This is a genomic window from Enterococcus sp. DIV0756, assembly GCF_051710745.1.
GTDB lineage: Bacteria > Bacillota > Bacilli > Lactobacillales > Enterococcaceae > Enterococcus_A.
Genome location: NZ_JBIOLF010000001.1, coordinates 1,488,314 through 1,513,279, shown reverse-complemented (window position 1 = coordinate 1,513,279; position 24,966 = coordinate 1,488,314). Strand labels below are relative to the sequence as shown.

24 protein-coding genes are annotated in these 24,966 nt (G+C 42.1%); 2 read left to right on the top strand and 22 right to left on the bottom strand.

All coding sequences use genetic code 11. From position 1 onward, the window contains the following. Positions 1 to 2: 2 nt before the first annotated feature. Together parE and IGI44_RS07345 are read right to left on the bottom strand one after the other, a co-directional pair. Complete coding sequence (parE, locus tag IGI44_RS07350; protein WP_438788932.1) at positions 3 to 2,030, bottom strand: DNA topoisomerase IV subunit B; 2,028 nt, start codon at positions 2,028 to 2,030, stop codon at positions 3 to 5. Between the two features lie 379 nt (positions 2,031 to 2,409). Continuing rightward, the gene (locus IGI44_RS07345) at positions 2,410 to 2,832 is read right to left on the bottom strand and encodes a CoA-binding protein (RefSeq protein ID WP_438787129.1); all 423 of its coding nucleotides are present in this window, start codon (positions 2,830 to 2,832) and stop codon (positions 2,410 to 2,412) included. 125 nt (positions 2,833 to 2,957) lie between these two features. Here IGI44_RS07345 and plsY point away from each other — a divergent pair, with 125 nt between their 5' ends. Together plsY and IGI44_RS07335 are read left to right on the top strand one after the other, a co-directional pair. Then, positions 2,958 to 3,587 carry a glycerol-3-phosphate 1-O-acyltransferase PlsY gene (gene plsY / locus IGI44_RS07340; RefSeq protein WP_438787128.1) on the top strand — a complete coding sequence of 210 codons (630 nt, stop codon included), beginning with the start codon at positions 2,958 to 2,960 and terminating at the stop codon, positions 3,585 to 3,587. After that, positions 3,588 to 4,202: an NUDIX hydrolase N-terminal domain-containing protein gene (locus tag IGI44_RS07335; protein ID WP_438787127.1), complete on the top strand. Its 615-nt coding sequence runs from the start codon at positions 3,588 to 3,590 to the stop codon at positions 4,200 to 4,202. A gap of 112 nt (positions 4,203 to 4,314) precedes the next feature. Here the strand turns inward: IGI44_RS07335 and IGI44_RS07330 are convergent, their stop codons facing one another. From IGI44_RS07330 to IGI44_RS07235, 20 genes are all read right to left on the bottom strand, one after another. After that, positions 4,315 to 5,184 (bottom strand): aldose 1-epimerase family protein, encoded by an 870-nt coding sequence (locus IGI44_RS07330; protein WP_438787126.1) that lies wholly within the window; start codon positions 5,182 to 5,184, stop codon positions 4,315 to 4,317. A 134-nt stretch (positions 5,185 to 5,318) separates the two neighbouring features. Next, positions 5,319 to 6,107, bottom strand: a complete 789-nt coding sequence (codY, locus tag IGI44_RS07325; RefSeq protein WP_438787125.1) for a GTP-sensing pleiotropic transcriptional regulator CodY — start codon at positions 6,105 to 6,107, stop codon at positions 5,319 to 5,321. Between the two features lie 15 nt (positions 6,108 to 6,122). Then, the gene (gene hslU, locus IGI44_RS07320) at positions 6,123 to 7,514 is read right to left on the bottom strand and encodes an ATP-dependent protease ATPase subunit HslU (RefSeq protein ID WP_438787124.1); all 1,392 of its coding nucleotides are present in this window, start codon (positions 7,512 to 7,514) and stop codon (positions 6,123 to 6,125) included. 68 nt (positions 7,515 to 7,582) lie between these two features. Next, entirely contained in the window at positions 7,583 to 8,128 is a 546-nt protein-coding gene (hslV, locus tag IGI44_RS07315; RefSeq protein WP_438787123.1) for an ATP-dependent protease subunit HslV, read from the bottom strand. Positions 8,129 to 8,158: 30 nt separating this feature from the next. Next, positions 8,159 to 9,058, bottom strand: coding sequence for a tyrosine recombinase XerC (gene xerC, locus IGI44_RS07310; protein ID WP_438787122.1), 900 nt, complete (start codon positions 9,056 to 9,058; stop codon positions 8,159 to 8,161). A gap of 270 nt (positions 9,059 to 9,328) precedes the next feature. Next, on the bottom strand, positions 9,329 to 10,627 hold the full coding sequence (gene trmFO, locus IGI44_RS07305; RefSeq protein ID WP_438787121.1) for an FADH(2)-oxidizing methylenetetrahydrofolate--tRNA-(uracil(54)-C(5))-methyltransferase TrmFO: 1,299 nt from the start codon (positions 10,625 to 10,627) through the stop codon (positions 9,329 to 9,331). A gap of 33 nt (positions 10,628 to 10,660) precedes the next feature. Beyond that, positions 10,661 to 12,739 (bottom strand): type I DNA topoisomerase, encoded by a 2,079-nt coding sequence (topA, locus tag IGI44_RS07300; RefSeq protein WP_438787120.1) that lies wholly within the window; start codon positions 12,737 to 12,739, stop codon positions 10,661 to 10,663. Positions 12,740 to 12,841: 102 nt separating this feature from the next. Next, positions 12,842 to 13,696: a DNA-processing protein DprA gene (dprA, locus tag IGI44_RS07295; RefSeq protein WP_438787119.1), complete on the bottom strand. Its 855-nt coding sequence runs from the start codon at positions 13,694 to 13,696 to the stop codon at positions 12,842 to 12,844. 57 nt (positions 13,697 to 13,753) lie between these two features. Then, a complete protein-coding gene (locus IGI44_RS07290) occupies positions 13,754 to 14,521 on the bottom strand; it encodes a ribonuclease HII (protein WP_438787118.1) in 768 nt (255 codons plus the stop codon). 1 nt (position 14,522) lies between these two features. Beyond that, the gene (gene ylqF, locus IGI44_RS07285; RefSeq protein ID WP_438787117.1) at positions 14,523 to 15,371 is read right to left on the bottom strand and encodes a ribosome biogenesis GTPase YlqF; all 849 of its coding nucleotides are present in this window, start codon (positions 15,369 to 15,371) and stop codon (positions 14,523 to 14,525) included. Positions 15,372 to 15,658: 287 nt separating this feature from the next. Continuing rightward, positions 15,659 to 16,486, bottom strand: coding sequence for a CPBP family intramembrane glutamic endopeptidase (locus IGI44_RS07280; RefSeq protein ID WP_438787116.1), 828 nt, complete (start codon positions 16,484 to 16,486; stop codon positions 15,659 to 15,661). Positions 16,487 to 16,501: 15 nt separating this feature from the next. After that, positions 16,502 to 17,710 (bottom strand): ABC transporter permease, encoded by a 1,209-nt coding sequence (locus IGI44_RS07275; protein WP_438787115.1) that lies wholly within the window; start codon positions 17,708 to 17,710, stop codon positions 16,502 to 16,504. Next, complete coding sequence (locus IGI44_RS07270) at positions 17,700 to 18,386, bottom strand: ABC transporter ATP-binding protein (protein WP_438787114.1); 687 nt, start codon at positions 18,384 to 18,386, stop codon at positions 17,700 to 17,702. The genes IGI44_RS07275 and IGI44_RS07270 overlap by 11 nt, the downstream gene beginning before the upstream one ends. Then, entirely contained in the window at positions 18,383 to 19,201 is an 819-nt protein-coding gene (locus IGI44_RS07265; protein ID WP_438787113.1) for an efflux RND transporter periplasmic adaptor subunit, read from the bottom strand. Before IGI44_RS07265 ends, IGI44_RS07270 begins: the two co-directional genes overlap by 4 nt. 113 nt (positions 19,202 to 19,314) lie before the next feature. Beyond that, complete coding sequence (locus IGI44_RS07260) at positions 19,315 to 19,959, bottom strand: hypothetical protein (RefSeq protein ID WP_438787112.1); 645 nt, start codon at positions 19,957 to 19,959, stop codon at positions 19,315 to 19,317. A 19-nt stretch (positions 19,960 to 19,978) separates the two neighbouring features. Further along, a complete protein-coding gene (locus tag IGI44_RS07255) occupies positions 19,979 to 20,704 on the bottom strand; it encodes a lysostaphin resistance A-like protein (RefSeq protein ID WP_438787111.1) in 726 nt (241 codons plus the stop codon). A 163-nt stretch (positions 20,705 to 20,867) separates the two neighbouring features. Further along, positions 20,868 to 21,959, bottom strand: a complete 1,092-nt coding sequence (locus tag IGI44_RS07250; RefSeq protein ID WP_438787110.1) for a hypothetical protein — start codon at positions 21,957 to 21,959, stop codon at positions 20,868 to 20,870. 3 nt (positions 21,960 to 21,962) lie between these two features. Beyond that, positions 21,963 to 22,373: a hypothetical protein gene (locus IGI44_RS07245; protein ID WP_438787109.1), complete on the bottom strand. Its 411-nt coding sequence runs from the start codon at positions 22,371 to 22,373 to the stop codon at positions 21,963 to 21,965. Between the two features lie 15 nt (positions 22,374 to 22,388). Continuing rightward, entirely contained in the window at positions 22,389 to 23,849 is a 1,461-nt protein-coding gene (locus tag IGI44_RS07240; RefSeq protein ID WP_438787108.1) for an immunoglobulin-like domain-containing protein, read from the bottom strand. A gap of 13 nt (positions 23,850 to 23,862) precedes the next feature. Next, on the bottom strand, positions 23,863 to 24,963 hold the full coding sequence (locus tag IGI44_RS07235; protein WP_438787107.1) for a hypothetical protein: 1,101 nt from the start codon (positions 24,961 to 24,963) through the stop codon (positions 23,863 to 23,865). Positions 24,964 to 24,966 lie beyond the last annotated feature (3 nt).

Genomic DNA, 24,966 nt, shown 5'->3' with positions numbered 1-24,966 from the left:
TCCTACTCATCAAACAAACTGATTATTTTGACGTCATCAGTTGCTTCTTCTATTTCTTTTTGTTCAGCCACGGATACAGCAGTTGTTTCCTCCTTGTTATCCAACAAGCTGCCATCTTCTTCTAATGTAAATTGGACATGATTTTCAATCCATTTACGTCTTGGCTCTACTTTATCTCCCATCAGAGTCGTCACGCGCCGTTCTGCCTGAGCCGCATCATCAATACGCACGCGAACCAGTGTCCGATATTCTGGGTCCATCGTTGTTTCCCACAGCTGTTCTGCGTTCATTTCTCCCAGACCTTTGTAGCGTTGCAACATGTAGCCTTTACCGACCTTTTTCGTCACATCCTGCAGCTCATCATCGGTCCAAGCGTACTCGATTACTTGTTTACGTCCGGCACCTTTTGACACTTTATACAATGGCGGCAAAGCAATGTAAACTTTTCCGGCTTCAATCAGTGGTTTCATATAACGATAGAAGAACGTCAACAGTAGGACTTGAATATGGGCCCCATCCGTGTCCGCATCGGTCATGATAATCACCTTATCGTAGTTGCAATCTTCGATGGAGAATTCAGGCCCCACGCCGGCACCGATCGTATAGATCATGGTATTGATCTCTTCATTTTTCAAAATGTCCTGCATCTTCGCCTTTTCAGTATTGATGACTTTACCTCGTAAAGGTAAAATCGCTTGGAATTTCCGATCTCGGCCTTGTTTTGCTGACCCACCGGCAGAATCTCCTTCGACTAAAAACAGTTCATTTTTCGCTGCGTTACGTGATTGTGCAGGCGTCAGTTTTCCTGAAAGTAATGATTCGCCTTTTTTACGTTTCTTGCCGTTTCGGCTCTCTTCACGAGCTTTTCGGGCAGCCTCACGAGCTTCACGAGCTTTGATCGCTTTTCGTACCAGCATTTGACTGTTTTCACTATTTTCCTGCAAATAGAAGCCCATTTGCTCGCCAATGACACTGTCAACTGCGCCACGTGCAGCGGGCGTTCCTAGTTTTTCTTTCGTTTGTCCTTCAAATTGCAGCAAGTTTTCAGGGATTCGAACAGACAATACTGCAGATAACCCTTCACGGAAATCAGAACCTTCTAAGTTCTTATCCTTTTCCTTCAGCAAACCAGATTTTCGAGCATATTCATTGAAAGCCTTCGTCATAGAGGTCTTCATGCCTGACTCGTGGGTTCCGCCATCTTTGGTTCGAACATTGTTCACAAAAGAAAGCAAATTCTCAGAGTAGCCGTCATTGTATTGGTAAGAAAACTCGACCTCAATTCCGTCACGCTCGCCTGAAAAATACACGACCGGAGTCAATGTATCTTTATCTTCATTTAAATATTCGACAAACTCTTTGATTCCTTCTTCAAAATGGAAGCCCTCTGTGACTTTCTCTTCACCGCGTAGGTCTGTCAAAGTGATTTTAACGCCCCGCAGTAAGAAAGCCGACTCTCTTAACCGTTCAGATAAGGTGTCATAAGAGAAATGCAGCGTTGAAAAAATTTGTGCGTCAGGTAAAAAATGAACCGTCGTTCCGTTCGGTTTGCGCGTCTTGCCAATTTTCTTCAACGTTCCTTGAGGCTTGCCCCCATCTTTGAATTCTTCGCGATATTCTACACCATCACGAACGATAGTCACAGTTAGCCATTCAGAAAGAGCATTTACGACACTGGCACCTACCCCGTGTAGTCCTCCAGAAGTTTTATAGCCGCCTTGACCAAATTTTCCTCCAGCATGAAGAATGGTGAAAATAACTTCCACTGTCGGAATTCCTGAAGCGTGCATCCCAACAGGCATCCCGCGTCCTTTATCGCTTACTTCAACACTATTATCAGGATGAAGGGTCACTTCAATCTCATTTCCGTAACCAGACAAGGCTTCATCAACTGCATTATCGACGATTTCATACACCAAGTGATGCAATCCACGACTATCCGTTGAGCCAATATACATTCCTGGTCGTTTTCTAACCGCTTCTAGACCCTCTAGTACCTGGATCGAAGCATCATTGTATTCGTTGTTCATATTAGCCAATCCTACAGCTCCTTATTCGTTTTAATGTATTAGTTTTCAAAAAAGTATTTGATTCAAATGCCCTCTATCATTCAGCTAACGGACATAGGCACAACGCTAACCGCGACTACTTGATACTTTTCTAATTATGGATCCTGCGAAAAGTTGAACGGACATTCTTACATCGATTGACGAAATTATTTTCTGTCGAAAGATAATTTCATTCGTACAATCCCCTAGCCAACTTCAAGATGATTCAGTAAAAGCTGGATTGATATCACTATCTCAAGTACATCATTTGTATGATACGCTAAAAAAGCTCAAAAAAAAAGCCTCTCCTGTTTCTGAAAAGGCATTTTATGCTTTTTTTTTAAGAAAATCAAGCCAAAAATTAGGATTTTTTGTTCAATTCGATCTTCACACAACGATCCATAACAATATCATTACGACCTTGAGCCTGCAGCATTTCCGCCGCTTCTTCGCTGCTTAAACCAAGCTGAGCCCAGAAAACTTTCGCATCGGTTTTCAAAAAATCTTCGGCAACTGCGGGTAAAAATTCACTCCGGCGAAAGACATCCACGATATCAATCGTTTCCGGTACCTCCGTTAAACTGGAAACCACAGGAATTTCATTGACTGTTTGACCAGCTAACTTTGGATTAACTCCGTATAACTTGTACCCGTGTCCCTTCAACACTTCGGCAATTTGATAACTTGTTTTACCAGGATTGTCGCTCAAACCAACGACCGCGATAACCTTCGCTTCGTCTAAATACTGAAAAATCTTTTCTTGACTAGGATTTTGAAAACTCATTTGCTTTCCCTCGCTCAATCTAATTTTTGATTACTCACAATATTGAGTATATCACGGGATTAGGATTTGTTCACTCTTTTGAAATCTGCTAAAATAGCCTTACAACTAGAGAAATGAGGATTCATATGAAAACCGCCATAATTTTTGTCCTAGCTTATCTTTTAGGCTCCATTCCATCCGGTATCTGGATTGGAAAATTTTTCTTCAAAAAAGACATCCGCGAGTTTGGCAGCCATAGTTCTGGGACTACGAATACATTCCGAGTGTTAGGAAAACCAGCTGGCTTTGTCGTTTTTGCGATGGACTTATTAAAAGGGTCGCTAGCAACCCTCCTTCCCACTTTGTTTCACGTGGATATCAATCCATTATGGTTAGGCTTAGTCGCTGTCGTTGGACATACCTTACCTGTCTTCGCTGGATTTAAAGGCGGAAAGGCGGTAGCTACGAGTGCTGGCATGCTGCTGGCGTTTGCGCCATTATTCTTTTTCTATTCATTGATTTTCTTTTTAATCGTCCTTTTTGTTACGAGCATGGTCAGTGCAGCAAGTATCGCCTCTGCCGTTTTCGTCACCCTCTCATCGATCGTGTTGCCTTTTGTTTGGCCGACGATCTTACCTGAATTCAGCCCTTTATTGACAGTGATTTGTTTTGTCTTGACCTGCTATATTGTTTATCGTCACAGAGAAAATATTCAACGGATTAAAGCTGGAAACGAAAATCGTGTATCCTTTGGTTTGAATAAAAAGGAGAAATAAATGGAGGAGCAACTTTTAGATTGGGCCATTGAATTGCAGGCGCTTGCTCAGGCGGGACTAACCTATACAAAGGACCCCTTTGATCAAGAACGATTTGAACGGATTCGCACGATCGCAACAGAAATGCTGGCAGTCCAATCCCCGATCCCCATTCCAAAATTACGAAAACTATTTTCCGAAGAAGTTGGTTATCCAACTCCTAAATTAGATACTCGGGCCGCGATTTTTAAAGAAAAGAAAATTTTATTAGTTCAAGAAAAGAACCGACTTTGGTCGTTACCTGGTGGTTGGGTCGATTTTGACCAATCAATCAAGGAAAACACGATCAAGGAAACCCTTGAAGAAACAGGCTTAACTGTTGAACCTTTAAAAGTAATCGCCATCCAAGATCGAAACAAACATAATCCTCCTCGCTATGCGTATAGTGTTTGCAAGGTATTTGTTGAGTGCCAACTTATTGGAGGAGACTTTATCGAAAATATCGAAACCCTCCAGACGGACTGGTTTTCACTTGATCAACTGCCACCTGTTGCTGAGGAAAAGAATACCAAAGCACAAATCGAGCTGTGCTTCAACGCCCATAATACAAAAGACTGGCAGGTCCCCTTCGACTAAGCGAGTGCAGTCCAATATACTTATTTACAAAATAAAAGTCGAGGAATTCTACGACTATCAAGAGTGATAGCATAGAATTCCTCGACTATTTTTTTATTGAAACCAAACTAAATTAACTTACGGTAATAGAAAATTCTGTTTTAAAGGTTTCTTTCGCAGCTAAGCGATTCATCCCTTCCTTGTCCTCTAGACGCCCAGTACTGTCAACGGTGTCCGCAAAGCCCCACCAAGGTTCGATGCAAACAAACGGCGCCTCAGCAGGATAAGGGGACCATAAACCCACATAAGGAATATTGTTATATGCCAAGGTTACTCCGTGGGGTGATTCCTCACTGCCCAACGTATACGCATTCAGCCCTCGTGTCTCATAGATCAATGCATCTTCTTTGAACAATTCACGGCTTAATTGAATATTCGTATTGGTTTGTCCGATAGTTTTTTGATCCAAATTCGCAAACGGTCCTTCTAATGGAATTTTGACCCGAGATTTTTGTGGAGAAAAGGCAATGAAGTAATCTTCAAAACTCAAATCATCTGTTAAAGGAATATTAAAAGCAGGATGACCTCCTAAAGCAAAAATCATTTCTTCAGCACCCGTATTTTCAACGTTAAAACGAATGCGAATTCCTTCACCCCAAATTTCATAGCTAATCGTTAAAGCAAAATCAAATGGATAAATCTTTTTCGTTTCTTCATCACTTTCCAGTAAGAAAGAGACTTTATCCTCAGCTTGATCAATCACAGTAAAATCCTTATCGCGGGCAAAACCATGTTGCCCCATCGGATAGGTTTTTCCCTTATAGGTGTACTGATTATCTTTTAAACGACCGACAAACGGAAATAAGAACGGTGCATGACGGTTCCAATACTTTGGATCTGCCTGCCAAATATATTCAATTTCATTGGCGCGCAAGCTAGCAAGCTCCGCCCCTTTTTCATTGATCGTTGCTTCCAAAAAGCCGTTGCTAATTGTTACTGACATAACTCCCCACTCCTTTTCCCTGCTAACGCAAATTATTCTTGTAGAAAAGTCTTGATTCCAAATAATCTCTCCTCTAACAGTCTAACGCAGATTCCTCTTATAAAAAAGGGATCTGCGTAGAAATAGAGGAGCCTCTATTTATGACGAACTAATTCATCCTTGAACAGCGGATTCAGGACTTTCAAATACGTACCCTTCATCCCTAATGAACGAGATTCAATGATCCCAGCAGATTCCAGCTTCCGCAACGCATTGACAATCACTGAACGAGTGATGCCAATTTTATCAGCGATATTTGAAGCGGTTAAACGTCCTTCATCACCTTCCAAAGCGTCGAAGATTGCCTTAACTGCCTTTAATTCGCTGTAGGAAAGCGTACTGATAGCCATTTGAACCGCCGTTTGACTGCGGATTTTTTCCTCAACATTCAAGAATTGCTGATAGAGAACTTCCATTCCAATAACTGTAGCGCCATATTCAGCTAATACCAGGTCATCGTCATCAAAAGCCCCTTCTGTCCGAGCCACTATAATCGTTCCTAGACGCTCACCTGAGCCAAAAATTGGAACGACCGTGGTCAACCCGTTGGGATAAAGCTCCGCACGCTCCGTGGGAAATGCTGTTAAATCGCTGGCAACCGGAATGTTCGCCTCCGTTTTAAAAACTTCTTTCATACCCGAAACATAGCTATCTGGAAATTGACGGTCAACCAGAAATGAACGGACACGATCAGTATTGATATCAATCTTTTCATTTAATCCCAACAATTCACCTTCGGCTCCAATGATATACGTCAATGAGCCTAAGACGTCCCCTAAAATCCGCGCCATATTGTTGTAAGGTAACTCCGCAGCCGGTTCGAAGGCATTTTTTTGCTGCATTAACTTATTAATCTGACGTGTTTTCTCTAATAATGTTTCCACTTTTTCCCCTCCATTTTAAAGAATAAATCGGCTTAAATCTTTATTTTGTGCAATTGATGCTAATTTTTCATCCACGTACGCTTCCGTGATCTTGATCTCTCCCATTTGCATATCTGGTGCCTCAAATAAAAGATCTTCCAATAATTTCTCCAAGATCGTGTGTAAACGACGCGCCCCGATATTGTCTGTTTCCCGATTCACATCAAAGGCAATTTGAGCGATTCGCTCGATGGCTTCTTGTGTGAAAATAATTCTGACATTTTCGGTACCCACTAAAGCAATGTATTGCTTAATCAGTGCATTGTTTGGTTCAGTCAAAATTCTCACAAAATCCTCTGCAGATAGATCACTTAATTCGACACGAATTGGGAATCGTCCTTGCAATTCTGGAATCAAGTCACTCGGTTTCGATAAGCTGAAGGCCCCGCTGGCGATAAATAGGATATGGTCTGTTTGAATCGCACCATATTTTGTATTAACCTGTGATCCTTCAACGATTGGTAAAATATCCCGTTGAACGCCTTCACGAGAGACTTCACCAGAATTTTGTTGCGATTTAGAGGTGATTTTATCAATTTCATCAATGAAGATGATCCCAGAACTTTCTGCCAATTTGATCGCCGCAGTATAAATATCCCCTTCATTGACCAGTTTTGCCTGTTCTTCTTTCACCAACAGCTCCTGTGCTTCCTTAACAGTCACAGTGCGTTGAACTTTTTTCTCAGGAGTTAACGCGCCTAATGTGTCTGAAAGGTCGATCCCCATTTGCTCTAGCCCATTATTCATCGGCATTGTTTTTTTCGGCTCGGTTATTTCGATACTTACTTCTCGTTGGTCTAATAGTCCTTTTTCCAACTGCTCAAGAACAGTTTGGCGATTTACCTTGATGTCCTCAGTCACTTCTTCTTTTGGTTCAGTTTGTGCTTGGTTGAAGATATTCATCATTTGTTCATACGGGTTATTGCTTTGTTTTTGCTCTTTCTTAATCCCAGGAACTAAAATCTTCACTAAGCGTTTGTTCGCACGTTTTAGTGCCTGAGTATACACTTTTGAGTATTGTTCCTTTTCAACGATCGTGATCGCATTTTCAACTAGGTCACGAACCATTGATTCCACATCACGACCGACATAGCCGACTTCAGTGAATTTCGTCGCTTCGACTTTAACGAAAGGTGCTTTGACGATTCGCGCTAAACGACGAGCGATTTCCGTTTTACCAACACCTGTTGGTCCGATCATTAAAATATTTTTAGGGGTTACTTCCTGCTGCATCGTTTCTTCTAGTTGCATTCGGCGATAACGATTCCGTAAAGCAATCGCTACAGAGCGTTTTGCTTCATCTTGGCCAATGATGTATTGATCTAATTCACTAACGATTTCTTTTGGTGTTTTATTAACTTCAGTCATCTGGATTCTCCTTGCTCCTAAATTTAATTGTCTTTGAAGAATATACGTATTCTAAAAAATAAATCACTCTACATTTCTTCAACTATAATATTATGGTTTGTAAAGACACAAATATCTGCTGCGATGTTCAAAGCACTTTCTGCGATTTCTTTAGCAGACATCTCTGTGTTGTGTTTTTTCATAGCACGCGCAGCGGCCAACGCGTAGTTTCCGCCAGAGCCGATCGCCAAAATACCGTCATCCGGTGCGATGACTTCACCATTGCCGGATACTAACAGCATTTCTTCATCGTTCATGACAATCAACAGTGCCTCTAGGTTTTTCATCGCTTGTTGCGTCCGCCATTCTTGTGCAAGCTCGACTGCGGCTCGTTGTAAATTCCCGTTATATTCATTTAACTTGCCTTCAAATTTTTCCTCTAAGGTAAACGCGTCTGCCACACTCCCGGCAAATCCTACAACCACTTGGCCGTTATAGATTCGACGAACTTTACGCGCGGTTCCCTTCATGATAACTTGTTCTCCCATAGTCACTTGGCCGTCACCAGCCATGGCTAATTTTCCGTCTTTTTCGATCGCACAGATTGTGGTTGAATGAAATTGTGATTCTGACATCTTGTTCTCTCCTTTGATTTAAACTGTTTTCTAAGCCCTTGGATGAAACGAGCGATAACTTTTTTGTAAACTTTCTTTTGTAACATGCGTGTAAATTTGTGTGGTCGACAAGTTCGCATGGCCTAATAACTCTTGAACCGTACGTAAATCGGCCCCATTATTTAATAAATGTGTCGCAAAAGTATGACGCAGCATATGCGGATGGATATCACTGTTCAGGCTGCTCTTTTTAATGATTTGCTTCAATACATATTCAATCCCCGTAGCGGTGATTTGTTCTCCGCGATGATTGATGAATAGATAATCGTGATCCTTGCCAAAACGCGCCATTAACCGCTTGCGTCCATCAGCGACAAATTCTTGGATCGCATCTGCTGCATAAGAGCCTAACGGTACATAACGATCTTTATTCCCTTTTCCGTGAATCAGCATAACGCTATTATCAAAATCAACTACCGATAATCGCAAATTGGCACACTCGCTGACCCGCAAGCCAGAGCCGTAAAGTACCTCTAACAATGCGCGGTTTCGTTGATCCAATGGTTCAGTACCTTCTACACTAGCAAATAAAACTTCGATTTCCTTTTCGTAAAAAAAGCGTGGCAAACGTGCTTGCTTTTTCTTGAGATGAACGTAAGAAAAAGGATTTTCTTTGATCTCTTCATGCTTCAAAAGGTATTGATAAAAAGAGCGCAGGCTAGCAATCTTTCGACTGATGGTATTACGGCTGTATTTTTGATCATTTAAAAAGGCCAAATAAACCCGCACATCCAAATGATCAACGGCTACTAATGAAGAATTCCCAGAATTTTCCAAGAACTGACAAAAGTCATTTAAGTCGCGCTGATAGGCTTCTTTCGTCTTTTCAGAGTACCCTCTTTCAGTCATTAAATAACTCATAAACTCTTGCATTGCTGCTTCATTTTCCAAACTTTTTCTCACCTCACAAACATATCACAAATGTAGCATAAGAGCTTTTTAATTACAATTGAATTGTCAGAATTTATTGACTTTTCACGAATATACTAACAATTCTTTACAGATATTTCATAATTGTTTTCAAATCAAACAGGAATCCGCTTTATTTTTGTCAAAAATCTTTCGCAAATTGAACACTCTTTTCTAGAAAACCGAAAATAATTCCGTGTTCGTATGTAAACAGCACAAAAAAATTCCATTGCCGAAGCAACGGAATCTTAGCTAACTATTCATCTCAGCAAGAGCATTCAAGGCCCGCTCAGCCAGTGTTTCATAACGTAACTTTTTATCACGAATACGTTCAGGCAAACTTGGAAATAGGCCGAAATTCGCATTCATCGGCTGGAAATGTTTCCCTTCCGCGTGAGTAATATAATAAGCCATTGAACCGATTGCCGTCTCGCGAGGAAACTCGATCAGTTCCTCGTCTTTTGCCAATCGTGCTGCGTTCAGTCCAGCAACTAAACCGCTGCCTGCACTTTCAACGTACCCTTCCACGCCAGTCATTTGACCAGCAAAGAATAGATCATCACGTTTTTTGCTTTGATAAGTCGGTCTTAACAACTCTGGCGAATTCATAAAGCTGTTGCGATGCATCACACCATACCGCAGGAATTCAGCATTTTCTAGCCCAGGAATCATTTGAAAGACCCGCTTTTGTTCGCCCCACTTCAAGTGGGTTTGGAAACCAACGATGTTATACATCGAAGCGGCCGCGTTGTCTTGACGTAATTGGATCACTGCATAAGGGCGTTTCCCCGTCTTAGGATCTTCCAATCCGACCGGTTTCATTGGTCCAAATAACATTGTTTTGATTCCACGTTTGGCCATGACCTCAATTGGCATGCAGCCTTCGAAGAATTTTTCCTTCTCAAATTCTTTTTGCGGAGCCACTTCCGCCGTGATCAGGGCTTCATAAAAACGCATGAATTCTTCTTCGGTCATTGGACAATTCAGATAAGCGGCTTCGCCCTTATCGTACCGAGACTTCAAATACACCTTATCCCGATCAATGGTAGAACTATCAATGATCGGAGCTGCCGCATCGTAAAAGTAAAAACCGTGGGAACCATTGTATTCCGCGATTTCCTCTGCTAGCGCTTCTGAGGTCAAGGGACCGGTCGCAATGATGGTGATCCCTTCAGGAATTTTTGTGATCTCTTCTGAAATGACCTTTACCATCGGATGCGCTTTTAACTTTTCCGTAACTAAGCCAGAGAAATTATTGCGATCTACTGCAAGCGCACCACCCGCTGGTACAGCCGTCTCATCCGCAGAGGAGATGACTAAAGAATTTAAACGTCGCATTTCTTCCTTCAGAACCCCAACCGCATTCGTTAACCCATTTCCTCGCAGGGAGTTGCTGCAAACAAGCTCCGCAAAATCAGCTGTGTGATGCGCCGCTGTTGATTTCACTGGACGCATCTCATATAAATTCACTGGAACACCTGCTTCGGCTAATTGCCAAGCAGCCTCGCTTCCCGCGAGACCGGCTCCGATAACATTTACTGTTTTTACCATTTAATCCTCACTTAATACTCTTTTTTTGTATTGCTATTTTTGTACAGCTTCCTCATAGTCACCGTTGACACAGACGACCTGTTTGCCACCTTTAACTTTCTTCTCAACTAGATAGCCGCCGTCTTTCGGACAAGTCCGGCCGATTGGTTTATCCCAAGAAGTAAAGTCACAATCCGGATAGCGTGAGCAGCCGTAGAACAAACGATTCTTCTTCGACTTACGTTCAACCACTTGCCCTTTATGACAGACTGGACATTCGACACCAATTTCTTTGATAATTGGTTTGGTATTGCGACAGTCAGGGAAATTGCTGCAGGCATAGAACTTGCCATAACGCCCTAATTTAATCACCATTGGATGCCCGCAGACATCACAATCGAATCCTGCTGGTTCGTCTTTGATTTGAATTTTCTCAATGCCTTCTTCGGCTTTTTCCAATTCAACTGCAAATGGTTTATAGAAACGATCGACAACTGTTGTCCATTCTTCCTTGCCTTCTTCAACCTTATCCAAATCATTTTCCATCTCAGCCGTAAAGTTGACATCAACGATTTGTGGGAAGAAATCAACGATCAACGTATTGACGATTTCCCCAAGCTCAGTCGGTTCAAAACGCCGTTGCGTCAATTTCACGTAATAACGACGTTGGATCGTATCTAAAGTTGGCGCATAGGTTGAAGGACGTCCAACCCCATTTTCTTCCAGCGTTTTGATCAGCGTTGCTTCACTAAATCGTGCAGGCGGCTGAGTGAAGTGTTGTTTATTTTCAATATTGACAGATTGAACGATTTCGCCCTTTTCAAGCTCCGGTAGAATGTTTTCTTTATCTTCTTTTCCGTCATCGCGGCCTTCAATGTAGACCTGCATGAACCCCTTGAACTTGATTTTCGATCCATTAGCAATAAAGATAACCCCGTTTTGTTCTAACGTCACCTTCATCGTATCAAGAATCGCCGCAGTCATTTGACTAGCAACAAAACGTGACCAGATTAAGGTATAGAGCTTTAATTGATCCTTGTCTAAATACTGCTTCATTTCATCCGGTGTCCGTTGAACACTGGTTGGACGGATCGCTTCATGGGCATCCTGTGCCCCTTGAGGATTCTTCGCCTTGCGGGCATGATGCTGCGAATATTCTTTTCCGTAAGTCTTTTCGATAAACTCTGCTGCTTCAGTTTTAGCAGTATCTGAAATCCGAGTCGAGTCTGTACGCATATAGGTGATCAAACCGACTGTTCCTTGTTTGCCAAGTGCGATTCCTTCGTACAATTGCTGTGCCACCATCATAGTTTTTCTCGTACGGAAGTTTAATTTACGAGCAGATTCCTGTTGCATATTACTGGTGGTAAATGGCAACGCTGGATTACGTTTCCGCTCCTTTTTCTCGACTTTAGTCACTTCAAAGTCCTTGCCATCAATTCTAGCCGTCACTTCTTTTACTGCTTCGGCATTTGGTAATTTTTTCTTCTTACCATCAACACCCCAGAAATTGGCTTTGAATTTTTTGGTTTTCTTTTTAAAGTTTCCATCAATGCTCCAGTATTCTTCTGGTACAAAGTCACGGATTTCTTGTTCGCGGTCAATGATCATTTTTAGAGCGATTGATTGAACACGACCAGCACTCAAGCCTTTTTTAATTTTTTTCCATAAAATCGGTGAAATGGAATAACCAACTAGGCGATCCAACGCGCGACGTGCTTGCTGAGCATCAACAAGTGACACATCAATCGAACGCGGTTCTTTAAAGGCAGCTTTTACAGCGTCCTTAGTGATTTCATTAAATACGACACGATTCTTGTCCTTTAAGTCTAATCCTAATAGATAAGCGAGGTGCCAAGCGATGGCTTCCCCTTCTCTATCCGGGTCACTTGCGAGATAGACTTTTTGTGCCTTTTTAGCCGCTTGCTTCAAGCTTTTGATGACATCGCCTTTTCCGCGAATCGAGATATAATGGGGTTCATAATTGTTTTCAACATCGATTCCCATCTTGCTTTTTGGTAAGTCTCGCACGTGTCCGACACTTGCGACTACTTTGTAATTTCTTCCCAGATACTTTTCAATTGTCTTTGCTTTTGCTGGTGATTCCACGATAACTAGGTATTTATAGGCCAAATGTTTTTGCCTCCTCAATTTTTTTCTACTATTATATATCGGTAACTACTGACAAATCGTAGCCTATAATACGCTATTCAAATTTTGTTTGTCAAGTCGCGACTAGTGAATTTTATTCCATAAATCATAGGAATCAAAAATATCTTGTGTTTTTTCAACACAAATAGCACCATCCTGAATCAGCTGATGACATCCGCTTGAACGCTCATCTAAGATCGATCCTGGAACCGCGAAAACCTCTTTGCCATAGTCCAACGCCTGCTGAGCCGTGATCAACGAACCGCTGCGCTTTTTAGCCTCTACTACTAGTACGCCTCCGCTTAAACCGGCAATAATTCGATTGCGCATTGGAAAATGAAACTTCGCAGGCTGCGTGCCATTAGGATATTCGCTTAGAACCAAATGGTGCTGACTCATTTCGATTTGTAAATTCCCACTAGATTTAGGATAACAAATATCTAGCCCTGTGCCTACCACACCAATCGTCTTTCCTTGATTACTGATCGAAAATTGATGGGCAAAGCTATCGATTCCTTTCGCTAAGCCGCTGACAATGACAAATCCGCGTTTCGTGAGTTCTGGCATTATTTTCTGCAAAACCTGATAGCCATAGTCCGTCGCCGCTCTTGCACCGACAATCGCTAGCTTTTCTCGCTCCAATAAAGCTAAATTTCCTTTATAAAATAAAACAAGTGGCGGCGTCGGTACTTGACGCAATGTTTCTGGATAGGCCTCATCCTCAATCGTGATGTATTGATGTGTTTGTTCAATTTTCTGAAGACGCTCTTCAGTCCACTCATCCCAATCGTTCTTCTTGGTCGTTTGTGCAGCCAGACGAATATCTAGACTATTCATTTCCCACCAGTGATGTTTCTTGGCAATTTGATATATTTTCTGCTTCCCAAACGCCCCAATACCTTTGGTCAAACTCAACCGTAATAAAAACTTATTCTTCAAAAAAATCCCTCTTTTCTGCTCTTTATTAAAAAGATACAAAAAAAGAAGGAATATTATTTATTGTTTATTTTTAATGGGCGCAAATGTTTTACGATGAATCGGCAAAATGCCCTGCTCTTCGATTGCCTGCAAATGCTCCTTCGTTCCATAGCCGGCATTTTTGGCAAACCCGTATGCGGGATATTTTTCACCATACTCAGCCATCCAATCATCACGATAAACCTTTGCAATGATACTAGCAGCCGCGATCGAAACGGATCGGGCATCACCCTTGATGATTTTTTCCTGCGGCAACCCATTATCCAATATCATCGCATCAATCAATAAGCAATCTGGCGCAATCGATAATTGATCAATTGCCCGTTGCATCGCTACCTTTGTTGCCTGATAAATGTTCAACTGATCGATCTCTTCAGCGGTTGCTTCTCCGATACCGATAGCCCGCGCGTTCTTTTTGATTTCCGCTACCAACTCTTCACGTTTATGGGCCGAGAGCTGTTTCGAATCATTCAAGCCTAGTATTTCATGCGTATCATTTAGAATCACTGCCGCCGCAACGACTGGTCCCGCCAAAGGGCCGCGTCCAACTTCGTCTATTCCGCAAATCGCTTGAAAGCCCTGAGCCTTTTTCGCCTGTTCAAACACGGACATTTCTTGATACTTTTCTACTAGCGCCGCTTGCTTGTCCTGCTGCTTCTGCCATTGAGTTAACGCCAATTGGACCCCTTTTCGCGTATCCAGACGGAATTCCGCTAAACGAGGATCAGCTGCGGAAGTGATCGTCTTTAGCTCTGCCTTAATGGCGCTGATTGATTGTTTTTCCATATTACTCACTCAGCTCCTCAAAACGATCCAACGTAAATCGTCCTAATTTTCCTTGACGCAATTCAAGGATCAGCATTTCGCTTGCACGTTCATAATCATCTTTGAAGCCTCGCTTTTCAGAAATCAGTAATAATAATTCTGGCAGCTCCATAAATAAGTTATCTTCTGTTAATTTATAACGTTCTTTCAATTGCTCTGGGTAAAAACGGCAAAATACTTCCAACAGATAAAGCGCCAAGTCATCGAGATGTAAAAGATCATCTTTGATCGCGCCCGTCAGTGCTAGTTTCTTTCCAACTGCTGGATCTTCGAACTTCGGCCATAGAATCCCCGGTGTATCCAATAATTCTAATTGCGAACCAAAACGCAGCCATTGCTGCCCCTTTGTAACCCCCGGACGATTTCCAGTACTGGCAATTTTTTTTCCTGCCAAATGATTCAGCAAAGTAGATTTCCCTACGTTAGGAATCCCTAGTACCATCGCGCGGATCGCACGCGGCTTCAATCCTCTTTCCTTGTCACGAGCGAATTTTTCTGCCAATACCTTTTTACTAGCAGGAACAATTTGCTTTACACTTTTATCTTCCTTCGCTGTCAACGCCAGCACGTGATGTCCTTGCTCACGAAAATAATTAACCCATAAGTTTGTTTGAACTGGGTCAGCCAAATCTGATTTGTTCAATAAAATCAATCGCGGTTTTTGCTGCACGATTTGATCTAACATCGGGTTGCGTGATGATAGCGGCAAGCGCGCGTCGATCAATTCAAAAACAATGTCAACAAACTTTAATTTTTCAGAAACTTCCCGCCGTGCCTTCGCCATGTGGCCTGGGAACCATTGAATGGTCATAGCTATATTTCCTCCTCCATTTACCAATCAACCTCTTTTATCGGCATTGATCGGCAATCTTTAGATATAAGACAAATAGGGTGGCTTTTTAACTCCCCTGATTGTGTATCACTTACTAATATCTACCGTTGATATTATAAGGGTTTCGTCCCCCTCAGTCCACTAAAGATTGAAGAGCACATCATGTAAAGGCACATACTTGACTTCCTATAGCTATATGGCGAATTATTTTTCTTTCTTCAAATAGTAGAATATAAAAAAATATATTTATTTTAACTAATATAAGTTTAATTAAACTTATCCAAATTCCCGTTTCTTCGAGCCATAATTAAAAAAAGAATCGTTAGCATAAATGTCACTCCTGTACACATAAGTGAGGCCTCTGCTCCAAATGAGCCACCTGAAAGAAGAAGATTCTCACTTACAATCGTGGTAGAAAAATAGCCGGCTGGCGTCGTTCCGCTCACTGGGATACCAAAGATCGCACCCTGAACCCAGTTCCAGGTAATGTGCACACCCACAGCAGCATGGATGCTATTGAATGCATACATGACACTACCCATGAAAGTTCCAGCAAGAGCAATGTTGATCAGCGCTAACGGGGTGATACCAGGATTTCCAAGATGCATCAGGCTGAAAATACTGGCAGTGACAATAAGTGCCGGAAACCATCCATAACGCTGTAGATGGTGCTGGATAAAGCCGCGACAGAGGTATTCCTCGAGAAAGCCTACGGCGATAAATTGGAAGAGCATACTCACAATTTTCGTCAATGAATAAGAAGCCGTCGTTAAGTGGTAGACATTCATCATATACAGCGGAACCACCACGAAAACAAACGCCGCAATCCCTATTTCTAAACCAGAAATCAGATGTTTTACTTCTCGCATGTTCCAAGAAATCCCATAATCGCGAAGCGCTTTTCCTTCAATTTTTACACATAGATATACGCCTACTAAAAAAATCACAATGCCTGAAATGGCTCCAATAAAACTCGTCACTAGCGGGTTCACACTTTTAATCAATTCCGTTAACAGTTCATAGGCAGACATCGCAATCGTCGCGAAAACGAGAACGCAGACAGTAGCTGTGCTCCCTTTCAAAAATTTACTCATTTAATCCTCCTGCTTTTACCGCAACAACGTCACAATATCCTTCTTCGCGGCACTTTTAGCTGGCAACCAGCTAAAGACGATGCCAATGACCAGCGACAGACCGAAGGCTAAAGCGATCGTAAAGGAATCAGGGCGCACAGTGAGAGGACTAAATCTCGTCGCCACATTTCCTAACAAGATTGAAAGCAGAAAACCAATCGTTCCACCGAAAAGAGTTAAGGTGATCCCTTCAAGCAGAAATTGCAACATGATATTTCCTTTAGTTCCTCCCATCGCACGACGCACGCCGATCTCCTTGGTTCGTTCTGAGACAGAGATATAGATCATGTTCATCACACCAATACCTGAGATAAACAATGAAATGCCGCCAATGACTGACACAAGCAAGGTGATCCCTGTCAATATCGTTCGTAATGAATCCACCTGCTTCTTCATCGCATCATTATCATTTCTATAACTGCCAAGATTCTTCCATGAGCCATATTCTTTCAGCGTATTCTCAATGGATTGAGTCATACGTTTCATTTTGACCCCTGATCTTAGTTTCACGGCAAGCGCATTCCTATCTTCTGTTTTAAAATAATGGTTAAAAACAGTCTTTGGTACCTCTGCCGTCACACTATTCTCCTGAGTAGTAATCATGGTTCCACTTATCCGGTCCTTCATGATACCAATCACTTCAAACAGATGCCCACCAATCTTCACACTCTGACCAATGAGTGATTCTGGTGTTTCTTTATTGATTGCTTTCGCTGTTGTTTGATTAATGACGACAACCGGATTTTGATTGTAATAATCACTTGATTGGATAGGACGCCCGTATACGGTCTTCGACCCCTTTGTTTTTAGTAACTTGAAATTTCCCGCCTGTGCTTCGCTTTCGACATCATCGAAGGTTTTCGACGCATATTTCTGATCGTCAAAATAATTCGCCGATTGGACACCAGGAAGACTTTCAATTCGACTGATGTCTTCCTCTGTAAAGCCATCCAGACCATTGTCCATAAATTCTTTGCTTTTCGGGGTGAAATCAAATAACAAATTATTTTCCACTGAATCCAGCCCCATAAATTCAGAGGCATAATTCTCAAAAGCACGGCCAATGGAAAAGACGGTGATCACCGCTGAGACCCCTATAATTAACCCAATCATCGTCAAAAAGCTGCGTCGCTTGTTCTTCCCAATCGCTTTAAACGCTGTTTTCCAAATTTCACTAATCCGCATAAACGACACCTTCTTCCAATAATTCGCCATCCTTTACCGTAATGATTCGCCGACAATACTTCGCTGCTTCTGGATCGTGGGTCACCATCAAGATCGTGACCTTTTCTTCTTCATTGAGGTGTTGGAAAAGATCCATGATTTCTTCAGAGGTGTGACTGTCCAAGGCACCTGTCGGTTCATCCGCAACAATAAATTTCGGATTACCAACAATCGCTCGAGCAATGGCCACTCGCTGCTGCTGACCACCAGAAAGTTGTTTCGGAAGCTTGTTGTATTTATCGGCAATGCCCACTTTTCGTAAGGCCTCCATGACTAACGGTTTGGTTTGGCGTTGCCTCATCCCACCATAAAGTAAGGGCAAGGCGACATTTTCCAGTACCGTGTTGTTGTCGATTAACTGAAACGATTGAAAAACGAAGCCAACGGATTTATTTCGTAAAGCAGACAACTTTTCATCCTTATAACGATAGGCATCATTGCCTTCAAAGCGATAGCTCCCTTCAAAGTTTCCATCGAGAAAACTGATCGTATTGATTAATGTGGACTTCCCCGAACCAGAGGGCCCCATCACCGCCACAAATTCATGCTCATCTATGGTTAGGCTGATATCCTTCAACACATGGATGCGTTCTTGATCCGCGGTATAGTACTTATTGATGTTTTCCATGACGATCATTTTGTGTTCACTTCCATTCCATCTTTCACAGCGGTCGCATCTTTGACGATTTGTTGTTCTTCATTGAGTCCTTCCCGTAAAATATAGTAGCCATTGCCTTTTTCTACGGTTACTAGCTGTTTCTTGGCTTTTTTTCCTTCAACGATATAGACAAACTGCTCACCATCCTTTTCCACGACGCTCTTTAATGGCAGATGAATGTCAGTACGTGGAATCAAGCATTCGACAGAGTAGCCTACAGGAATCGCCTCATCAGGAACTGCTGTAAAGTTATAGGTCACTAAACTGTCCTTTTCTTCTTTCTCCGCTTCATTATTCATTTCAGATAAGGTGGTGATCTTGCCGGTCACCGTCTTCTCACTATTTGCGTACTTGATCTCAATCGGCTCATTCAACACGATTTTTGAGCGATCGTACTCTGTTACCGTTCCTTTGATAGCCGATTCCTCACTTTTTAGCACCATTAGCTGTTGCTGCGAATCATTTTTCGCATCTTCATTTAACATCGTCACTAATGACGCATTGTCCGCACGAACGATTTCTCCCCAACGATACGTCAATAAGGGCGCGTTCTTCACCACGTGATCGCCTTCCTTCACATGGATCGTTCGAATCGGTCCTTTATCAGCGTTCACTAGAACAGTTTGCTTTTTCGTAGGCTTCACTTGTCCTTTTAAGTGAAGCGGCGTCTGCTTCTTCACCTCATACATCTCTACCGAGGTTCCTTCTGCTTCCTCTGGTGGTGGACCCTGCAAAAGCAAATACCCCACTCCTAAAACAGCCAAAACACCAATACCAATAATAAATTTCTTCATTTTTTTCTTTCCCTTCCTCCTACTCAACCCCTGTATACAGGAGAAGAGTAATTTTTCCTACTTTATTTCTTTATATGTGCTTCATTTCTTCACTAAACCTGCTTGGCCTCCTTTTAAGTTTCTTCAAAACTATTCAAAATCGTCTTCAAACGATCCTTTGACTCTTCGAATAATCGTGTGTAGGTCCATCCGTATAATTGAACATAGGCTGTCTTCGTTTCGATAATGTGATAGATATAGCTGACCTTCACGCCATCAACCACTGCTGAAAACTCTGCGACTTGTATTTGCTTTCCATTTATTCTTTCGTTCTGAAAACCTATTTTAGTCCCTGTATTCTCTTCTAAGCCTTTTGTTGCTAATTTTGTGTACGCCTCTATATCTGCAAAATCTTCTTTATTCTCGGTGATACAACCAATAAATTCTTCCTGTTTTTCATCGCTGACCATAAACTGAAAATCCTTGTTTCGGCTGGCAGGATCTACTTCTTCGATCCAATTGGAAGGAAGTGATAATTGATAGACCATACCATTTAATCCCGTGATATTCTTTGTTAAAAATGGAATACTCGTATCACTAGAACTAGCTGGAATTACACGACTTTCGCTTGTAGACGATTGCGTCGAACTCCTTTCAGTAGTAGTGGGTTCCTGTCCGCAACCGACAAGTAGAAAAAGTACCGGTAATAAAACCAAACATATTCTTATAAAGAATGAATTTTCCGGCTCTTCACCAGAAAGCGAACATCTATTTTCCATCTAAATCACTCCTTTGTTCTTAATGCCTCGGAAGACCTTGGCTTAGATAACTTAATCCAAAAGCAATCCAATTATTCAGCACATGCACCCAGACACCGCCCCACAAGCTATCCGTTTTCTTCCACGCATAGTTGTAAAAAATTCTTGGTATTCCAGCGATGAAAATACATTGAAACCAGTTCCATTGATAAACTGGCAAGTGAGAAAGCCCAAAAATCACACTGCTGATCAGCGCAGAGAGAAAAAAGGCGTATCTACGTAATTCTGATTGTTGATTGAGCCAACCAAATATTGGAAAAGCAAGTATCGCCACGCCTACCTCTTCTCCGATCAAACCAATAACCATAACCAACATTTCTAAAACAAATACTAGTGGCGATAGCTGACTGGTACTTTCAACACTCGCGTGTGGCACTAAAAATGGTTTAAGAATCAGAGTTAAGACTAGTGGTACCGCAAAACCCGCAAAAAGATAAAACAACATCCAGCGTTTCGTTCCCTTTCGCATACGCCCAAATAATTTAGTCACGGAGTCTGTTCCATATTGGAAGGTCAACACAGCGACCATCCCAAAGCACAAGAAGAAATTGGCAGGCACACCTCTAAGTACTTGCGAACTCATATAAAAAACCATGCCCATTCCTACCCAAGAAACCAGTACTTTCCAGACTGGTAAAACCTTGGCGCTGACAGTTAATAAGTTAGATGTGCTACCTTTCTCCCGATTGCTCACTGTTCTTCTCATACAAAACATCCCTTCAAAATAAAAAAATGGCATGAAACTAAGTGTTTTTTAGTTTCATGCACTACAAATAGGTAATCCTTCTCTCAATCAACTACTTTTCTTGTTTTTAATCCCCTTTTTCTGCTAAATATTTGTTAAATCATTTGTTTATTTATCAAAACTTTCATTGATTATTCTCAGCGACGATCTCATCCAATACCTTGCTGAATTCCTTGTACTGTTCTTCATTCAGGTATTGACGGTACTCCTCTTTATATAATTCTGCTGCCTCTGCATCGATAAATTCCTTATTCTTTCGAGCACCTTCTATTAATGTATTCAAGTTTTCATCACTAACCTTCACAATCGCGGTACTCGCCGCTTTCTCCGCAAAATCGGCTAGTGAGATTATGTCTGTCTTAGGTGGTAATTCCACACGCTTCTCACTATTTTTTGCGTGTTGTTCAACCGTTACATTCATTGAGTAGGAATTGCCATCTACTGGTTTGGATGTCGCGACGATCTTTGCATTCTTCGTGTGCTTCTTCGTATCTACTGTTAAATCGATCGTTAATTTCTTAAATTGCTCTAACCGTTCTTCCAAGGAAGAGCGCAAGTCTTTATCCTTTTTCTCTGAAAGACTATCGACGAATTCCTCTAATTCTTTTTTCGTAAACCGATGTGTGATGGTATCACCTTCCTTTTTAAATGAATTCTTGTCCAATGAATCGTAAAATTCGTCGTATTGCTTATCGGAAATGTTTGTCACTTCATTGGCTTCATCAAGTGAATCCTCCATGTCTTCTTTTGTAAGGAGAATATATTTTCCTTGGATTACTTCAGAGTCAACTACATCAACAGGAAGTTCGTCTGAAAACTGTTTCATGAATTCAATCGTCTGATTGTAGGCATCCCCTTTAATATAGACATCCTTTGTTTTATTATTTGTGAAAATCTCATACTCTAACTCTTGCCCAAACAGAGTTGTCGATATCGTGGAAGTGATATCTTTCGTTTTCTTATCCTGCAATACATTGGCTTTCGGTGTTAAACCTTTCAATTGCTTTTCAATAACATCGTAAGACAGTTTCTCATCCGCACTTGTTTCTTCCTTTGGATTGATGGAAAGCTTATCGATGGTTACTTTGAAGGTTTGATCGTTCATTTCTTTTTGTGTTTTGAATTCTTCTTTGAACTGCTCCTGCGCACTCGGACCACACCCGCCGAGAACCCCTGCAACTAGGAATAAGCTAATAATTGAAACCAACTTTTTCATTCGTTACTCTCCTCCTGTTTTTGACGTTAACTCCCGCCGCTTTTTAACCATCGAATGAATCGTTAGAACGATGACCAACAAGGACAATACAACTTGAACGATTGAACCGACTGTTATTCCGAAAACGTCATAAAAGAACGTAAGGACTCTCGGAATTTTAAAGGTTTGATTGAGCATCCCCGTTTCATATAAACTAAAGACCAACATCCCGATCGCCAACCAAAGAATTCCAAAAAAGAGGATCACGCCTCGTCGGGTCATTTCCTGACTAAGTTGTTGACGCAATTCTCGTTGTTTCGGCGTTTCACGCTTTTGTCGTTTCGCTGATCGAATCGCCATGATTCCACAAAAAACGATGAATACACCGAGTATTCCTAGAAAGATAATGGTGCCCTTATCATATTCCCAACTCATCCCACTTCCTCCTGACTATTTCTTCCCCATCAGTTTTGAAAGAAGGCGTTCTCTTTTTAGAAACGCCACTAAGCCGATCAAAGACAATCCCAGTAGTGGATTTAACAGACCCGACTTTGTTTCCCCTGTTTTCGGCAGTGTTCTTTCCGTTCGTACACTTCCTAGTTGTGGAGAGGTACGAAGGATTCGTTTCTGAATAGTTGGCGCGGAATAGCACACACGATCTCGCACGGTCAGGGTAATCTCTTTTTGGACAGAGGGCACTCCTTCTTTAGTGGCTGTGTAACGAATCCGATAGCTTCCCGCGGTGGTTAAGCGATTATACGCATCCACCGGAATCACCTGATCCACGATTTCATAGGCAATATGACTTGCGCCTAATACCTCTGCCCAGCCAAGTATCTTCTCACTGGTTAATTCCTCACCGACAGTCATGTCCTGATCGTTGACGGTAAGATAGATGGTCGGATCGAAAACTTGCTTCACGATTACTGTGACACGAATACTTCTTTCGGCGGTTTCTCCCAAGCTTGTATGAACCCGATAACGAACCTCATACAGACCAGCCTTGTTCAAATCAACGGTATTCTTGATGACTTCAATCCCTGTTTTCGTTGCAGGATCATAGGCACCTAAGCGTATTTCACTGCCATCACTGGCGGTTTCAAACGCCTGAATGCCCGCATAGGGATCAAAGCTCTCTTCATCAATCACTGTTAAATCTGCCGTTTCGATCCGCAACCCACTAACGACGGTAACGGTGATCGTCTTTTCACTCACGGTGCCATCACTGGCGGTTACTGACAAGGAAATAGTCTTCTCTCCGAGGGTATTGGTCGCATCTGGCTGATCAATCGTAAAGGTGGCTACATCGTCCAATGTAGCAGGATCGCCATTCACTTCTTTTAGTACCAGTCGTTCAATAATCTGAGCTTTGAGATCACTATGGCGCAGCGCCGTGAAATCATTAATTTCCAGCGTAAATGCTCGTGGCTGCGGTAGTGGCGCTGCTTGTTTTTCTATTTTTTCTACTTGAATGATGGCTGTTGCCGTTGCGCTTTCTCCGAGAAGATTCTTAACGGAATAGGTTAAGGTATACGTTCCTGCTTGGTTAGTATCCACGCTTCCGGTAAATTGAATCTGATCAGTGAGATCGCCATCCTGTTCATCCTGCGCCGTCACCCCATCTTTTGGATCAAATGTTTCACCTTCTTTGATGGTGTGATTCTTGACCCCATTCAACACGGGCAGTGTTTTTTTGACAGGCGCTTCGTTAACTACTTCTGCCTTGATTTCCTCTTGTTCCGGCGCTGGCTGTTCCTGCTCCAGTACCTCTGGTTCTTGTATCGTCGTTTCCTCTGTTGTTTGCTCCTGAGAAGGTTCCACCAGCTCTTGTGCCATAGCCACTGGCGTTCCAGATAAGACCAAGCCGCAAGAAGAAACCACCATCAACCGTTTAAACCCCGTAGTTTTCATTTTTTTCTCCTTCTTAATTCAACTCGTTCACGTCATCCACCATTTTATGCACCCGCGATTGCAGCTCTGAGTAAATTCCCACCACACTCTGTTTGGATTCTTCGATTTCTAAGGAAATGTCCTTCACCTGCATCTTGATCAGATGTAATTCTTCGTTCGCCGATTTTAAAATCTCTTCTGCATCCAGCTTCGCTCGTTCAATCGTTCGACTGCCTTGTTTTTGTGCATTTAACAGCACTTCCCCGATTTCCTGTTGTGCCTTGAAAATTTCTGAATCCAACGCTTCTCGTTCCCGTTTCAAGCTCATTTCCTGTTCATGCAGCTCCAGCTTACTGGAGGTAGACTCCTCCAATCCTTTGATCCGCACCTTCAGCCGGTTGTTTTCCTGTTTCAGCTGATTGTTTTCACTTTGAATAATCTCGACTTCTTCTTCAGAACGTTCTTCTTCAAGCTGGATATTCTGAAGCTTCAATTCTTCATTTTCTCGATGCAGGGCTTCTACTTGCTTCTTCAGTTCTTGCACCGCTTCTTTTTCTGCCGCGGCTTCTTGCTTCATGGTGTCGTTCAATTCAATGACTTTCTGCTTTTCTTCCTTGACGATCGCTAAGTTTTCCATCATCTGTTGTCGCTCACTTTCTAATTGTTCCACTTTTTTTTTTAATTCTTCCTTTTCGTTGTCTGGTCCATTGACAAGTTCCTTCAGCTTGTTGTTCTCCGCCTTCATGGCAAACAGCTGCTCCTGCATGCGGCCGTTTTCTCGTTTGATAGCTTCGGTGGCTTCCCATTGTTCCACGGAAGGCTTCTTGGAATTTTCTGCCGCTTTTCGAAGGGTTTGTTTCTCGATTTCCAGGGTTTCAATCCGCAGCTCCATTTCACGTTGCTGCTTTTTCATGGTTTCCAACGTGTTCTTCATTTCTGTTTCTTTGGTATCTTGAATGATTTCCAGTGCCGCCTTTTCTTCTTGCGCGACTTTTAGTTTCTTTTCTAGTTCTTCGATTTTTCTTTTTCCTAATTCATTTTCACCCCCAGAAGGATCAACTAACTCATCTGGAACATCATTTATTACTCCCAAAATATTCTTACTAAAAAAATTGTCTTTTTTCTTATTTGCCATTGA